The 15,633-nt window shown below is 29.2% G+C and carries 16 protein-coding genes; 12 read left to right on the top strand and 4 right to left on the bottom strand.

The window, feature by feature from the left end:
* Nucleotide 1 precedes the first annotated feature (1 nt).
* Nucleotides 2–751: a Fe-S cluster assembly ATPase SufC gene (gene sufC / locus AC5LAX_RS03960; protein ID WP_117585133.1), complete on the bottom strand. Its 750-nt coding sequence runs from the start codon at nucleotides 749–751 to the stop codon at nucleotides 2–4.
* Between the two features lie 345 nt (nucleotides 752–1,096).
* Here sufC and AC5LAX_RS03955 point away from each other — a divergent pair, with 345 nt between their 5' ends.
* Nucleotides 1,097–1,990 carry a fumarylacetoacetate hydrolase family protein gene (locus tag AC5LAX_RS03955; protein ID WP_204922405.1) on the top strand — a complete coding sequence of 298 codons (894 nt, stop codon included), beginning with the start codon at nucleotides 1,097–1,099 and terminating at the stop codon, nucleotides 1,988–1,990.
* Between the two features lie 221 nt (nucleotides 1,991–2,211).
* Nucleotides 2,212–3,411, top strand: a complete 1,200-nt coding sequence (locus AC5LAX_RS03950; protein WP_115151771.1) for an MFS transporter — start codon at nucleotides 2,212–2,214, stop codon at nucleotides 3,409–3,411.
* 53 nt (nucleotides 3,412–3,464) lie between these two features.
* Here AC5LAX_RS03950 and AC5LAX_RS03945 read toward each other — a convergent pair whose 3' ends face one another.
* The 3 genes from AC5LAX_RS03945 to AC5LAX_RS03935 all read right to left on the bottom strand — a co-directional run bounded on the left by AC5LAX_RS03945 (nucleotide 3,465) and on the right by AC5LAX_RS03935 (nucleotide 7,978).
* Nucleotides 3,465–4,349 carry a penicillin-binding transpeptidase domain-containing protein gene (locus tag AC5LAX_RS03945; RefSeq protein ID WP_288909545.1) on the bottom strand — a complete coding sequence of 295 codons (885 nt, stop codon included), beginning with the start codon at nucleotides 4,347–4,349 and terminating at the stop codon, nucleotides 3,465–3,467.
* 99 nt (nucleotides 4,350–4,448) lie between these two features.
* Nucleotides 4,449–7,079: a heavy metal translocating P-type ATPase gene (locus AC5LAX_RS03940; RefSeq protein ID WP_288909544.1), complete on the bottom strand. Its 2,631-nt coding sequence runs from the start codon at nucleotides 7,077–7,079 to the stop codon at nucleotides 4,449–4,451.
* 98 nt (nucleotides 7,080–7,177) lie between these two features.
* Nucleotides 7,178–7,978: an MBL fold metallo-hydrolase gene (locus AC5LAX_RS03935; RefSeq protein WP_288909543.1), complete on the bottom strand. Its 801-nt coding sequence runs from the start codon at nucleotides 7,976–7,978 to the stop codon at nucleotides 7,178–7,180.
* A gap of 128 nt (nucleotides 7,979–8,106) precedes the next feature.
* Between AC5LAX_RS03935 and AC5LAX_RS03930 the strand changes: the two genes are divergently transcribed.
* From AC5LAX_RS03930 to AC5LAX_RS03885, 10 genes are all read left to right on the top strand, one after another.
* Nucleotides 8,107–8,418 (top strand): winged helix-turn-helix transcriptional regulator, encoded by a 312-nt coding sequence (locus AC5LAX_RS03930; RefSeq protein ID WP_117976564.1) that lies wholly within the window; start codon nucleotides 8,107–8,109, stop codon nucleotides 8,416–8,418.
* Nucleotides 8,419–8,460: 42 nt separating this feature from the next.
* Nucleotides 8,461–9,222: an EFR1 family ferrodoxin gene (locus tag AC5LAX_RS03925; protein ID WP_288909542.1), complete on the top strand. Its 762-nt coding sequence runs from the start codon at nucleotides 8,461–8,463 to the stop codon at nucleotides 9,220–9,222.
* Nucleotides 9,223–9,231: 9 nt separating this feature from the next.
* Nucleotides 9,232–9,663: a rhodanese-like domain-containing protein gene (locus AC5LAX_RS03920; RefSeq protein WP_008537590.1), complete on the top strand. Its 432-nt coding sequence runs from the start codon at nucleotides 9,232–9,234 to the stop codon at nucleotides 9,661–9,663.
* Between the two features lie 36 nt (nucleotides 9,664–9,699).
* A complete protein-coding gene (locus AC5LAX_RS03915) occupies nucleotides 9,700–10,131 on the top strand; it encodes a thiamine pyrophosphate-dependent enzyme (RefSeq protein WP_018999514.1) in 432 nt (143 codons plus the stop codon).
* A gap of 129 nt (nucleotides 10,132–10,260) precedes the next feature.
* Nucleotides 10,261–10,797: a flavodoxin family protein gene (locus AC5LAX_RS03910; RefSeq protein WP_288909541.1), complete on the top strand. Its 537-nt coding sequence runs from the start codon at nucleotides 10,261–10,263 to the stop codon at nucleotides 10,795–10,797.
* Nucleotides 10,798–10,819: 22 nt separating this feature from the next.
* Nucleotides 10,820–12,112, top strand: coding sequence for a purple acid phosphatase family protein (locus AC5LAX_RS03905; RefSeq protein WP_288909540.1), 1,293 nt, complete (start codon nucleotides 10,820–10,822; stop codon nucleotides 12,110–12,112).
* 79 nt (nucleotides 12,113–12,191) lie between these two features.
* Nucleotides 12,192–12,530: a hypothetical protein gene (locus tag AC5LAX_RS03900; RefSeq protein ID WP_008537594.1), complete on the top strand. Its 339-nt coding sequence runs from the start codon at nucleotides 12,192–12,194 to the stop codon at nucleotides 12,528–12,530.
* Nucleotides 12,531–12,703: 173 nt separating this feature from the next.
* Nucleotides 12,704–13,576: a ribokinase gene (locus tag AC5LAX_RS03895; protein WP_288909539.1), complete on the top strand. Its 873-nt coding sequence runs from the start codon at nucleotides 12,704–12,706 to the stop codon at nucleotides 13,574–13,576.
* Between the two features lie 58 nt (nucleotides 13,577–13,634).
* Entirely contained in the window at nucleotides 13,635–14,660 is a 1,026-nt protein-coding gene (locus tag AC5LAX_RS03890; protein WP_118035568.1) for a LacI family DNA-binding transcriptional regulator, read from the top strand.
* A 172-nt stretch (nucleotides 14,661–14,832) separates the two neighbouring features.
* The gene (locus AC5LAX_RS03885; RefSeq protein ID WP_288909538.1) at nucleotides 14,833–15,561 is read left to right on the top strand and encodes a Bax inhibitor-1/YccA family protein; all 729 of its coding nucleotides are present in this window, start codon (nucleotides 14,833–14,835) and stop codon (nucleotides 15,559–15,561) included.
* The last annotated feature ends 72 nt before the right edge of the window (nucleotides 15,562–15,633 follow it).

Below are 15,633 nucleotides of genomic sequence, written 5' to 3'. Positions count from 1 at the left end.
TTTATTCTCCTTGTCCAGTGATAAAAGGTTCATAGCCTTGTTCGTTAATGATTTTTATTAAAGAAGCATCTCCTGTTTTGATGATTTTTCCATTGATTAAGATATGAACATAATCAATATGGAGATATTCAAGGATTTTGCTATTGTGAGTGATAATTAATAAAGATTTTTGCTCATCTTGTTGGAATGTCTGTATACCGCGAGAAACAGTTTTTACAGCGTCAACATCAAGACCAGAGTCTGTTTCATCTAGGATAGCTAATTTAGGATTTAGCATTAATAATTGAAGCATTTCAATTTTTTTGCGTTCGCCACCAGAAAATCCTACATTTAACTCACGATTAATCCATTGTTCATTGATACCGAGTGTCTTAGTAACAGTTTTTAATTTATCGCGAAAAGCTTTTAGGCGGATTTTTTCTTTTGTTTCCATAGCAGTACGGATAAATTGAGAGATAGAAACACCAGGGATTTCTATAGGGCTTTGGAAAGATAAGAATAATCCTTTCTGAGCACGTTCATCAGTTCTAGCAGAAGTAATATCTTCATCTTCGAAAAATATACTTCCACGGTCTACTTTATATTGAGAATTACCCATGATAACATTGCCTAATGTAGATTTTCCTGCACCATTAGGGCCCATTAAAATATGAGTTTCACCTTGATTTATATTTAAATTTAAATTTTGTAAAATTGTTTTATCTTCAGCACTAGCGTATAAGTCCGTAATATTTAAAAGAGATTTAGTCATGAAATATATCCTCCTATCCTACTTTTATAGTAGGTTTAAAGTTTGTGAAAATATGATAATTACTTGTTTATATATAGATTTAAAATATATTTATAAATTAAAAGAATAAAAGAAATTTATATCTTATTTACTATTATTTTAGTATGAATAGTATATAATGTCAAGATGAATATAAAATAATTTATTAGAGTAAATACAATAATAAATTTAGTTTGGTAAAAGAACTATATAAAATTGTTTTCTTTAAAACCTATTTGTTGAATAGGATTATAAAATAGAAGGATTTTAGGTTGAAAATGTATAATATATATTTTAGTTAGTAAGTAAGGAAAGGAATGAAGGATAATGAAGTTTGTAAATTTTAAAATAGAAGATAAGAAATTGATAGGTGTTTTAGCAAATGATGAAGATAAGATAATAGTACTTAATGATTTATATGCAGATAAAACTTTTTGCTGTATGCAAGATGTGATTGAACAATTAAATGAAGATGATATAAAAAATATACAGACAAAATTAGATGATGAAAATAATAATTTTAAGAGCTATAAATTGAGTGAAGTTAAATTATTATCACCAATAGAGAGACCAATACATGACATTTTATGTGTGGGTGTAAATTATCAAGCTCATTTAGAAGAAGCTAGTGAACGTGCAAAAAATTTTAAGAAAACAAGTAATGATGCAGTTTATTTTGGCAAGCGTGCGATTAAAATAATCGGTACAAATGAAGATGTACAGGCTTGTTTGGATATAGATAATGCTTTAGATTATGAAGTGGAATTGGCGGTAATCATAGGTAAAACTGGCAAAAATATACCTGTGGATAAAGTAGAAGATTATATTTTTGGTTATAGTATTTTCAATGATTTTTCTTCACGTAGATTGCAATTAAAACATATGCAATGGTTTAAGGGAAAATCTTTAGATACTTATAGTGCTATGGGCCCTGTTATTTTGCATAAATCAGCTTTGCCATTTCCTGTAGAGGTGGATATAAAATGCAGTGTAAATGGGGAACTTCGCCAAAATTCAAATACAAAATTATTTTTAAATGATATACCAAAAGTAGTATCAGAATTATCGCAAGGAATGACTTTAGAAGCAGGAGATATCATTGCTACAGGTACGCCATCAGGTGTGGGCATGGGATATAAACCAGGAAAATGGCTAAAATCTGGAGATGAAGTAGTTTGTGAAATTCCTCCAATTGGTAAATTAATAAATAAAATTAAATGATTTTGGGAAAAAGAGTAGATTTTAAAATCTGCTCTTTTAATTTTGTGTTTATTGTGTAAAAAAGAAAAGACATTTAGCAATGTTTTTAATATATGAAAGCATAGTATTTATAAAAAAAAATATATATAATAGTAAACGTTTAACGAGTTAAATTACTTATTATTACTAATAATAAGTACAGGGAATATAAATAAAAAAATAGTAAAGGAGATCATAACATTATGTTTAATATCAGAGTAATCATGTTGATTATGCTTAGTTTTGTATTGGGTACTTGTGAATATGTGGTTATTGGTATTTTGCCGAATATTGCAGAAGATTTGAATGTATCAATCACGCAAACAGGTTTATTGATTTCTGCATTTGCCATAGTTTATTCAGTGGGCGCACCTTTAATTACGGCATATCTATCAAGATTTCCTAGATATCGTACGGTTTTAAGCTTAATGTTTTTATTTACACTAGGTAATGTGGCTTGTATGTTAGCACCTAACTATCCAGTTATGTTGGCTTCACGAATATTTTTGGCAGCTGTGTCTAGTGCTTTAATTTCAATGTCAATGACATTTGCTCCAGATGTTGCACCAAGAAAATACACGTCTTCAGTAATATCTTGGATTTTTGCTGGCTTCAATATTGCTTCAGTATTTGGTGTGCCATTTAGTATGTTTATCGTACAATTTGCAAGTTGGCGTGTAGCATTTGCCTTTATCGTTGTTGTTAGTATTCTATTGTTATTATTAATGATTAAATTTTTACCAACGAAAAACTTACCACCAACTAATAATATTATGGAACAATTAGTATTATTAAAAGATAGACGTATTATTATGGCAGTAAGTGCAATGATTTTAAGTGGTTCTTCTGCATATTGTTTCTATACTTATTTATCCCCTATTTTATTAGATAAAATGGGCTTATCTGCTAATTTATTGACTTTAGCATTTGTTATCTTTGGTGTAGCGGCAATGATTAGTAATTTGTTATCTCCTATGCTCAATTATTGGGGCGGTATGCGTATTTTATGGATGATATTTGCAGGACAAGCAATATTTTCTATTTTATTGACTTTTACTATGGAATCATTTATTTTAGGCAGTGTGGTTATCTGCTGTTTAGGTGTATTGATGTATTTATTAAACACACCAACACAGATGTATTATTTACAGGTGTCCAAGAAATTCTATCCAGGGACTTTGGCATTAGCAGGTTCACTTACATCATCTTCATATAATGTAGGTATTGCTGTAGGTTCCTTTGCAGGTTCATTATCTGTTGATTTAGCAGGATTAAACAGTGTAGGTATCACAGGTGGGGTATTTGCTATTTTGGCTACAATCATAAGTTATTTATTAGCAAGTAGAATAAAAAGAGAGTATAAAGAAGTAATTGCAAGAGCAATGCGTATGTTAAATAAATAAAAAAGAAGGCTTTTCTTAGTATCATTTTCACTACTACTAAGAAAAGCCTTTTGTCATTTATTTAGATTTTTAATGATATTAATAGCGATTTCTTTGGCCGTGGAACTTAATGCTTGAGGATTTTTAGGGTCATCTAAACGTACAGAATAATATGTTCGTTGATTATTGATCTCATAAAAACCAGTGAACCAAGCATCAGTATTTTCACCGTTTACTTTACCAAAACCAGTTTTGCCATAAATTTTTAGACCAGTGTTATTATCTTCATAAACTAACATTAATTCTTTTAGTTTAGCTAAAGCCATAGGATTTTCATTAGCAGAAAATAGGCGATTTAATAATTGTACTTGTTCTAATGGTGAAATCTTTAAAGAAGTTTCTAGCCAGAAACCTTTTAAATCTCTAGGGTCATCATCTAAATCTGTTTTTCCGTCCCAATCAGAAATATTTTTATTGCCATAATTGAATTTATCGATATATTTTTGCATAGTATCTTGTCCAATTTCATCAATGACTTGGCGATAATACCAAACACAAGATGTTTTAAATGCTGTATCTAAATCGATATCTTTATTCCATGCATCATACCAGTAAATAGTGCCATTCCATTTTCGAAGAGAATTATTAACGTCAATAGTCTTATTGTCTAAAGCTACATAAGTGGAGAAAATTTTAAAGGTAGAGCAAGGAGAAGATTGTTTGGTGCTTAGCTCATCATTGTAAATATTATATGTATTTGTATCAGGTGTATAAAATACAGCCGTACCATTAATATTTTCAAAATAAGAAGATAAATCAATGGAATTTTTTGTTGTTTGAGTTGTTGGCATGGAAGTGTTTTGATTGCTTGATGAAGTTGAATTTTCAGCAGAGGTGCAATTTGTAGCGAATAAACAAATTGTTATAACGCAGATGATTTTTACAAGTATTTTAAACATAAAAAAATCCTTTCTATAAAATATGTTTTTTAACATTATAACATAGACTTAAAAATTTTCAATAGATTATAGAAAGGATTTTTAATTATTTTATATTATTTATTTTATAGCAGTAACTTCATAGCCTGCTTCAACAATGGCATTAGTTATTTGCTCATCTGTAACATTTTGATTTACATGGATAACAGCATTTTTATCTTCAAGACTTACTTTTACATCACTGACACCATCTATTTTTTCCAGTGCTTCTGTGGCATGTTTTACACAGTGTTGGCACATCATACCTTCAATAGATATAATTTTTTCAGTTTGTTTTTCACTATTTTTGTGGAATAAATTATTTAATAATCCCATATTATCGTCTCCTTTTGATGTATTTAAATCTATTGCTTGAATATTTATGGCAGTAGATGAATTATCTTTATTTATGGATGAAGTTTGATAATTATTTTGGAAAAAACGCAAACGAAGAGCATTAGTTACGACAAAAACGGAGCTAAAACTCATGGCTAGAGCACCAATCATAGGATTTAGTTTTAAACCAAAAGCAGTATAAAATAAGCCCATGGCAATAGGAATACCTATGATATTATAGATAAATGCCCAGAAGAGATTTTCACGGATATTTTTGATAACGGCTTTACTTAATTTTATAGCAGTTACTACATCTAGTAAATTGTTTTTCATTAAAATAATATCAGCGGAGTCAATAGCAATATCTGTACCAGCCCCAATAGCAATACCAACATCAGCACGAGCAAGTGCAGGAGCGTCATTTATGCCATCACCTACCATGGCTACTTTTTGCCCTTGATTTTGAAGCTGACGAATTTTGGCTTCTTTATCTTGAGGTAATACATCAGAAATTATATTATTTTCTTCAAGATTTATTTGCTTAGCTATCTGTTTTGCTGTGAGTTGATTATCACCAGTCAACATATAGATATTGATACCGAGATTTTTTAATTCTTGAATAGCTGGAGGACTTGTTGCTTTAATTGTATCAGCGATAGCTATTAAGCCAAGGATTGTATCATCTTTAGTGAAGTATAAAGGTGTTTTTCCTTGCTGGGCTAATTTATTACCTAGGGAAAATAGCTGTTCATTTTCAATATCATGAGCGATTAATAATTTTTGATTACCTGCAAGACAAATGGAATTGTCAATAATACCAGATAATCCTTGCCCTGCTATTTGTTTAAAATTTTCTACAGCTAGAGTCGATATATTGTGTTTATCTGCTACTTGAAGAATGGCTTCACCTAAAGGGTGTTCAGATAATTTTTCTAATGAAGAGGCAATAGTCAATAATTGTTGAAGTGTTACTTCTTTTGAAGTATAAATATCTGTTACTTGAGGTTTGCCTTGAGTTATTGTGCCTGTTTTGTCGAGAACAACTGTATTGATATTGTGAAGAGTTTCTAAAGCTTGGGCTGATTTAGATAAAATACCTAAACTTGCACCTTTACCTGTGCCTACCATAATAGCTGTAGGTGTAGCAAGTCCTAAAGCACAAGGACAAGAAATAACCAATACACAGATACCAATAGATAAAGCAAATTCTAAACTTTCGCCTTTAAATAGCCAGATGATAGTGGCAATAATAGCGAGTGTTATTACAATAGGAACAAAGATAGCACTGATTTTATCAGCGATTTTGGCAATAGGTGCTTTGGAACTAGTGGCATCATCTACTAAATTTATGATTTGAGCTAAAGTAGTATTTTCGCCAATTTTAGTAACACGCATTTTAAAATAGCCGGATTTATTGATTGTACCACCAATTACAGTTTGGTCAATTGTTTTATCACAAGGAATAGGTTCACCAGTAAGAGAAGATTCATCAATAACGCCATGACCTTCAATAATAATACCATCTGTAGGAATACTTGCACCTGCTTTGACGATTAGAATGTCATTTAGTTTTACATCATCAATAGAAATTTCTTGTTCTTGATTATTTTCTAAGCGAAGAGCTGTTTTCGGTGCTAAATTCATCAATTTGGTGATAGCATCAGATGTTTTATTTTTAGCTCTACTTTCGAGAAATTTTCCTAAGGTGATCAAGGTCAAAATCATACCTGCTGATTCAAAGTATAAATCCATGCTAAAATGATGAGCTGTAGATAAATCTCCATGACCTAAGGCAAAACTTATTTTATAAATGGCATAAATACCATAGATAATGGCAGCACTTGAGCCAAGGGCAATCAAAGAATCCATATTAGGCGAAAGTTGAAATAATGTTTTGAAGCCTACGCTATAATATTTGAAATTGACGAATACTATAGGAATTAATAATAAAAATTGAGTAAAAGCAAACGAAAGTGCATTTTCTGTACCTAGAAGTAAAGAGGGCATAGGTAAGGAAAACATATGTCCCATAGAAATATAAAATAGAGGTAACATGAAAATAATAGAGATAAATAAACGTTTTTTCATTTGTGTATGAATATCTTCTGCTTTATTTTCAATTTTTGTAGGACTTTGTTTGCCCAAAGATTGATTATAATGCAATGAAGCACCATAACCAGCTTTTTCTACAGCTTGAATAATTTCATTTGTGGATAATAATTTTTCATCAAATTCCACAACCATAGAATTTTTTAGTAAATTCACCGAGTGATTGATTATACCAGGTAATTTACCGACAGCTTTTTCTACTCTACTAGAGCAAGCCGAACATGTCATACCTGTGATATCAAAATGTTCTTTTTGCAAGAATATCACTTCTTTTCGTTAGGATATATAATTTATATATCAAGTATAATAAAAATGATAATTAATTTCAATATTTAAAGGGATTTTTCTGATAAATGTATTTTCGTTTAGATTATTTCCCCGTCTTTTGGTACGAAGATATAATCGGTTAATTTATGTTGAGTGATAAATTTGCTTAATTGTTGACGGTTTAAAGTGGCATGACCTACAGTATCTAAATGACTAGCTATTATTTTTAAATTAGGAGCATATTGATGAAGTTTTAAAATATCATCAGTTCCCATGATGATAGAGCCACTGTGTTCAAATTGGGCATCTGCACAGTTGATGATAATTTTAGCAGGTGCATATTGAGCAATAGCATTTTTGACAAAATCACAAAATATAGTGTCGCCAGCTAGATATAAAGTTTCTTCATTTTTATGTTGGAAAATAACGCCCATGGCTTCATAGCGGACACTCATATTAAAATAATTACTTGTAAATTCAAAATACGGCACAGTGAGAGCTTTTATGCCATGCTGACAATCAACTTTATAGAGCTTGATATCATCAAATGAATTGCCTTCTTTTGTTAAAACTTCGATATTAGTAAAGTCATGATTTATCAATAATTGTTTATCAATATCATCTTGAACGTAGATTTTTAAGTCTTTAGGTAGTGCCTGAACTGCAAATTCATCAAAATGGTCGATATGATAATGTGTTAAAATTACAGCATCAATATTATCAATGATTTTGGAAATGGCAAAGGGTAAATCTACAAGAGGCCATTTAGTATTGGGATTAAAACATTTTGGTATTGGTGGATAAAAATCTTTAGGTGCAAACATTGGATCAATTAGAAATCTTTTATTGGCATAAGTTATGATTAAAGTAGCGTTGCGTATTTGTTGAATTTTCATCATAAAAATCCTTTCTGATATAGATTTGTAAATTTGTTATAATAATATCACAGATAAAAATGTTTATGAAGAAGGTACTTTAAAGTATTATAGTTTCTTCAAAGATAGTAAAGAAATGGAAGAGGAGCAATATGGAAAAAGAATTATTACCTTGTGATGTAGCTGTATCTTTACAAATTTTTGGGACAAAAACAAAAATATTAGTAGTTAAAGAATTGTTAAAAGGAACAAAAAGATTTTCAGAATTAAATAGAGCTATTCCTTGTACACAAAAAGTATTAACATCTAATTTACGTGAATTGGAAAAAGATAAAATCATATCTCGCAAAGTCTACGCTGTAGTTCCACCTAAAGTGGAATATTCTTTGACGGAAATAGGCAAAACAATAGAGCCTATAATAAACTTGATGAATAAATGGGGAGCGTATTATAGGAATTTATAAAATCTATTTAAGGAATAAAAGAAATGGAGAATTTAATAAGTAATGATATATTATTTTTCAGGAACTGGAAATTCGTATCAAGTAGCGAAATTATTGGCATATTTAACACAAGATAAAATGCAAGATATCAGCACTGTAAAAGATTATAAGCATGATGATAGTGTAATGGGATTTGTTTTTCCTGTACATTGTTATGATGTTTTAGATTTAATGCAGGATTTTATAAAAAAATTAGAGATAAAAAGCGATAAGAAAATATATTGTTATGCTGTAGTTACTTGTGGCGGTAAAGTGGGAAATACTTTTATAACAATGCAAGATTTATTAAAAGCTAAAAATATAGATTTAGCATATAGAAATGAGGTATATTTACCAGATAATATCTTAAGTTTTTGGGGTAAAAAATACGATTATAACTCATTGAATACGTATAAAGATAAAGTATTGCAAATTGCAGAAGAATTAAATCAACGCAAGACTAACAATAATGTTTTAGTGAAAAAATCATGGTGGTATGTAATAAAGAAATATATTTCATGGTTATTTATAAAGAAATGTTTACAAAAGAAGACAGTTAAAAAGAATTGTATTCATTGTAAGCGATGTGTAAAACTTTGCCCTACAAACAATATCATTGAAGAAGCAGGAAAAATAAAGTTTAAGTCAAATAATAATTGTATATACTGTTTAGCGTGTATTCAGTGGTGTCCAATGCAGGCGATTAATTTTGGCAGTTATAATTTAAAGGATAAGCAATATCATCATCCAGAAGTAGTAGAAAATGAATTGTTTAAACGTTGGTGAGGTGTAATTATGTTTAAATATGTGAAGTATATATTAGTAGTTATGGTATTAGGTATGGGTTTAATAGCTTTTAATCAAATAGCAAAAGCTGATAATGAAGTTGTAGATGTAGGTGAAAATATCAGCTTTCGACAAATTGATCCTGAACAAGCAAAACAGTTTATGGACAGTGAAGAAAATTATGTGATTTTAGATGTAAGAACTAAACCAGAATATGAAGATGGTCATATTAAAAATGCTATATCTTTGCCAAATGAAGAAATTAGCCCTGATAATAAACTATTACAAGAATTATTATCTGATAAAGAACAAATGATATTAGTTTATTGTAGAAGTGGTAGAAGAGCTACAGATGCTTCAATTAAATTAGCTAAGATGGGTTATGTGAATGTTTATAATTTTGGTGGCATTGTAAATTGGCCATATGAAATTGTGAAATAGATATAAAACTATTGATGAAGAGAGGAGTTATATATAATGAATAATAGAGCTGAAGCATTTAAAAAATTTTTAGAGGAAAAAAATATTAATAGTTTTCAGGTAAATGAATTTGAAAATAATGAATTTAATACAGTAGTTTTTCGTTCAAATCTTGATATTAAAGGACAAAAATTGCCTGTACTTGTTATTTTAGATGATAGTATTTATGGCATGATAAGGGTTTTTGTAGCAGCTAAGGCTTTAAATAAAGATAATGAAACAGAGCTAAGAATAGGAATAAATGAATTAAATAAAACATATAAGTCATTTAAATATTATTTTGATAATGAAGATAATTTGATTTTAGATTGCTGTATTCTTCTCAATGAAATAGAAAAAGAAGGTAACTTGATTTATACTATGTTTGATGTGATTATAAAACATTTGAATAATGAGTATAAAAATTTAATGCAGTTAATTTGGAAATAAAAAATACAATGCTTAAGTATTTATTATAAATTAATAAATATTTAAGCATTTTTTTATTGACATGAAGTTTACTCTAAGGTTTATAGTATAAATAACAAAAGAAATGTATTATTTAGAGGAGAGATTACAATGAAAAAGAATGTTGTTATATTGTCAGCTAGTCCAAGAAGAAAAGGAAATTCTGATATTTTATGTGATGAATTTATGAAAGGTGCTACTGAAGCTGGTCATGATGTAGAAAAAATTTTTTTAGCAGATAAAAATATAAAATATTGTACAGGTTGTGGTGTTTGCAATACTACACATGAATGTGTGCAAAAAGATGATATGAAAGAGATTTTAGTTAAATTACTCAAAGCTGATGTCATCGTTATGGCTAGTCCTGTTTATTTTTATACAATTAATGCTCAGATGAAGACTTTAATTGATAGAATTGTGCCTCAATATACAAGTTTAAGCAATAAAGAATTTTATTTTATAATCACAGCAGCAGAAACTGACTTAAATATGATGGAAAGAAGTATTGAATGCTTTAGAGGCTTATTAGATTGTTTAGAAAATCCAACTGAAAAAGGTATTATTTATGGTGTGGGTGCTTGGCAAAAAGGAGAAATAAAAGGCACTAAAGCTATGCAAGAAGCATATGAAATGGGGAAAAATGTTTGATAAAAAAATATGAGGTGATTTAATGAAAAAAAGAATAGTTATTAGTGTATTGTTATTAATAATTATCTGTGCAGTAGGAATAATGTCATATTCACCACTTAGAAATAAAATAGAACAGATATTTTTTGCTACAAAAGTATATAATTTATTAAATAGTGAAGAATATATGAATTTACATCAAGTAATTACAAAAGATAGTGTTAATAGTAGAACTATTATGTGGCAATCTTTGAATGATAGAGAAGACTTTATTTTAGAGTATAAGCAAGAAAATGAAGATGAAATTTTACAAGCTAAACCACAGAAAAGTGTTTTAGATATCGATAATAAGAAGATTTATATTTATGCTGTAACTTTAGAAAATTTAAAAGCTGATATGGTCTATGATTATAGATTGGGTTTTGAAAATAATCGCAGTGATTGGTATAAATTAAAAACAGCAAAAGAAAATAATAATAAATTCAAGGCTTTGATTTTCCCTGATTCTCAATCAAATGATTATACTGAATGGAAATCATTGGCAATGAATGCATGGCAAAATAATCAAGATAGTGATTTTTTCATAAATATGGGCGATTTAGTAGATAATGGATATGATTTAGTGCAGTGGAATGGCTGGTTTAATGGTGTAGAACCAATGGTAAATAATATACCAGTAGCGCCAGTGCAGGGAAATCATGAAACTTATACCACTGATTGGCAAGTAGCTATGCCGAATGTGTATTTAGAAATGTTTAAATTACCAACAAATGGCAATGATAAATACCAAAATCAATATTATTCATTTGATTATGGTGATGTTCATTTTACTGTGATTAATACTCAAGATGATGAAATGGCAGAATTTGAGCCAGATTTATTGAATGAACAGATTAAATGGCTAGAAAATGATTTAGCTACTACAGATAAAAAATGGAAAGTTGTATTAATGCATAGAGATATTCTAAATTATGGCAGAGATGCAAAACCATTAGGTGATGAAATAAGCTTTTCCAGACATGGTGAAATCTATATGCCGATATTTGATAAATATGATGTTGATGCAGTATTAACAGCACATTTACACACTTATAGACGCAGAGCTTTAATCAGAGATTTTGCACAAAATGAACAGGGAACATTGTATATACTTACAGGCGTAGCAGGTAATGTACGTTATCCAAGTTTATGGCATAAAAATCCACTTGATGAATATGTACCACCACAGCCAGAAACTAATAATTATTTAGTTTTAGAAGCTGATGAAAATAGTTTAACTTTTAATTGTTATTTGCCAGATAGTACACAAATAGATACATTCACTTTGACAAAATAATAATATATTAACAATAAAATTTATGGTATAATGAAAAACATTGATATTTAGTATAATACATAAATAGCGAGGTTTTAAAATGTTACCATTAAATTCTCAAAAAGCTTTATTTTCTGGAGAAGAAGCAAATGTAATAAGATTTGCTTTAAGTATTTTTTTACAGACTGACTTTGCTGGATTGACTTCTAAAAAAGAAGAAGAAAAAGCAAAAGATTTAGCACATTTATCTTTAGATAAATTTACTAATCATGTAAATGATTTTACATTTAAAGAACTTTGTGTAATGGCTGGTGCTGTGGATAATTTAATCGCTTTGATTGAAGATGGCGAAACTTTTGGTATCAGTGAAACACAGATGAGAAATTGTAAATTCTTTTTACCAGCAGTAAAACAAAAATTAATAGAGCTTGTAAAATAAAAAGGGCTTTCTACAAGATTTTTTATCTATGTAGAAAGCTTTTTTCTTATAAATAATTTTTTATTTTTAGATAATATTGACTAATTGAAAAAATGATTGTATTATAATTATAGTTTTTAAAAATCAAGTAAAACGTTTTATTAAAATAGATAAAAATAAAGGAGAAGTTATTTATGAAGATTTTAAATTTCGGTTCGTTAAATATTGATAAGGTTTATACTGTTGAAGAAATTGTAAAAGGTGGAGAAACTATCGACTCTGTAAGTTTTAGTGAAAGTGTAGGCGGTAAAGGTTTAAATCAGTCAATTGCCGTAGCTAAAGCTGGCGGAAATATCATGCATGCTGGTTGTGTTGGTAAAGATGGAGAGATTTTATTACAATCTTTAAAAGATAATAATGTAGATACATCTTTGATTAAAACAGTAGAAACAGCAAGTGGACAGGCTATTATTCAAGTTGATAAACATGGACAAAATTGCATTATTTTATTTCATGGAGCTAATTATGAAGTGGATAAAGCTTATATTGATGAAGTAATGCACGATTTTGCACAAGGTGATATTTTAATTTTACAAAATGAAATTTCCAATATTGATTATATTATTGAAGTAGCAAAAGCTAAACAAATGAAAATTTATCTAAATCCTTCACCAATCAATGAAAATCTTAATAAATATAATATGCAGGCAATAGATGGAATTTTTGTCAATGAACATGAAGGGGCATATTTAGCTGATAAAGAAAAAGTTGAAGATATATTAGATAGTTTAGCTAGCAAATATCCTGAATTAGAAATTATTTTAACTTTTGGTGATAAAGGTGCATATTATCGTCATAAAGATATAAATATTTTTCAACCTGCATATAAAGTTGATGCTGTAGATACAACAGCTGCTGGAGATACTTTTACAGGATATTTCATTGCTTTAAGACAACAAGGTAAATCTATTGAAGAAAGTTTACAAAAAGCAAGCAAAGCGTCTTCAATTACAGTATCAAGAAAAGGAGCAAGCATTTCTATTCCTAAAATTGCAGAAGTGGATTGAACTGAAAAAACATTTTTTCTATAATATTTATAAATAAATAATAAAGGTTTGAATAAATATGAAGTCACGTGTTACTATCAAGGATATAGCACAAAAAACGGGTTTTTCAGTTACAACAATTTCTTTGGTATTAAATGATAAAGCAAATCATATTCCTCGAGAAACAAAATTAATCATTGCTAAAGCTGTAAAAGAAATGGGATATAGACCAAATAAGATGGCTGTAGGCTTAGTAAAAAAGCAAAGCAATATTATTGGTTTTGTATTACCGGATATTAGAAATCAGTTTTTTTCATATACAGCTAAAGTTTTAGAAGATGAGTGTCATAAATACGACTGGAATTTATTGATTTGTAATTCAGATAATAATCATAAACAAGAGCTAAAGCATTTAAAAATGCTCTGTGATTATATGGTCGATGGTATCTTTTTAAGTATGGCAGCTAATAGCACGGAAAAAGAAGTTGAAGAAACCATAAATTTTTTAGAGGATAATAAGATACCATATTGTCTAATTGACCGTGATATGTTTGATATCGGTAAATATAAAATCAGTGTTGATCATTTGCAAGGTGCATATTTGGCGACAGAACATTTGATAAAATTAGGGCATAAAAAAATAGGCTGTATAACTGGGCCTTTAATTTTAGATGATGCACGACAAAGACTAGCAGGCTATAAACAAGCATTGAAAGATAATGGCATAAAAATAGATGAAAATCTAATTTTTGAAGGAGATTATTCTTTTGAAAAAGGGAAAATAGGCTGTGATAATTTATTAGCGAAAAATATAACGGCAGTATTTGCAGCAAATGATTTCTCGGCTATGGGGGCATTAGCTAGTATTAAAGAACATAATTTAATAGTACCTAGAGATATTTCTATTGTGGGTTATGATGATATTGCGTTTGCGTCATTATTAGAAGTTCCTTTGACAACAGTTCGTCAACCGATAGATGCAATTGGACAAAAGGCAACAGAAGTAATTAATCAATTAGTAAATAGTGAGGAAAATATAGATAGTAAAATCATTATTTTAGAACCTAAATTGATTGTTAGAAGTAGTACAAAAGCTATAAGTTAAAAAATTAAGTATATCTAAAGATACTTAACTAATATATAATTTTCCTGAATAGATATGCATGAATTTTTGATTTAAATTTAATATAGATTTAATAAATCCTACCTATTCTACTATAAAATAGTATGATATAATAAAAAGAAAGAATTTATGTATGTTTAAGGAGAGGATTTTAATGGCAAATCCAGCTATGAAAATAATAGGCAAGGCGTCTACGGAATATGTAGATTCTCCTGCCACTTTGAAAGGTACGATTACAAAGGCATTTGGCTTGACACTTGTTACTATTGCATCAGCAATTGCTTCAGGTGTATTTTTAGCCAATAGCCCAGCTGCTTATGGTGTATTGATATTAGGTATGATTGTGGGTGTAGTTTTAACACTTGTTACTTGCTTTAAACCACATTTAGCACCAATGACAACACCTGGCTATGCCGTTTTTGAAGGTGCAGTGCTTGGTATTATTTCTGCTCAATTTGAAAGAATGTATTTTGGTATTTCTGCTATTGCAGTAGGAATTACTTTGGCTACAATGATTTTTATGCTTGTCTTATGGAAAACACGTATTATAAAAGTTACAGAAACAGTGCGTTCTGTGATTATTTCCATGACAGGTGCTGTAGCGATTTTCTATTTCGTGAATATCATTGCAAGTTTATTCGGTTTCCATATGATGCCAACAAGTGGTATTTTTGGTATAGCGATTGGCTTTATTATCGCAGGTGTAGCAGCATTTAATTTGCTTTTAGACTTTGATAATATTGAACAAGCTGTAGCTTATGGGGCTCCGAAGTACTATGAATACTTCTGTGCATTTGGTTTACTCTTAACTCTTGTATGGCTCTATATCGAGATTTTAAGACTTTTACAGATGATTATGGCTATGTTTGGCAATGATGACTGATAAATAAAATGATTAAAGATTAATAAAAAAGCTATTTGAGATTATCCTAAAAAATGGATATATGCTCAAATA

The sequence above is a fragment of the Megamonas sp. genome (assembly GCF_986095205.1).
The sequence above is the reverse complement of the archived record's forward strand: the minus strand, read 5'-3'. Positions and strand labels throughout refer to the sequence as shown.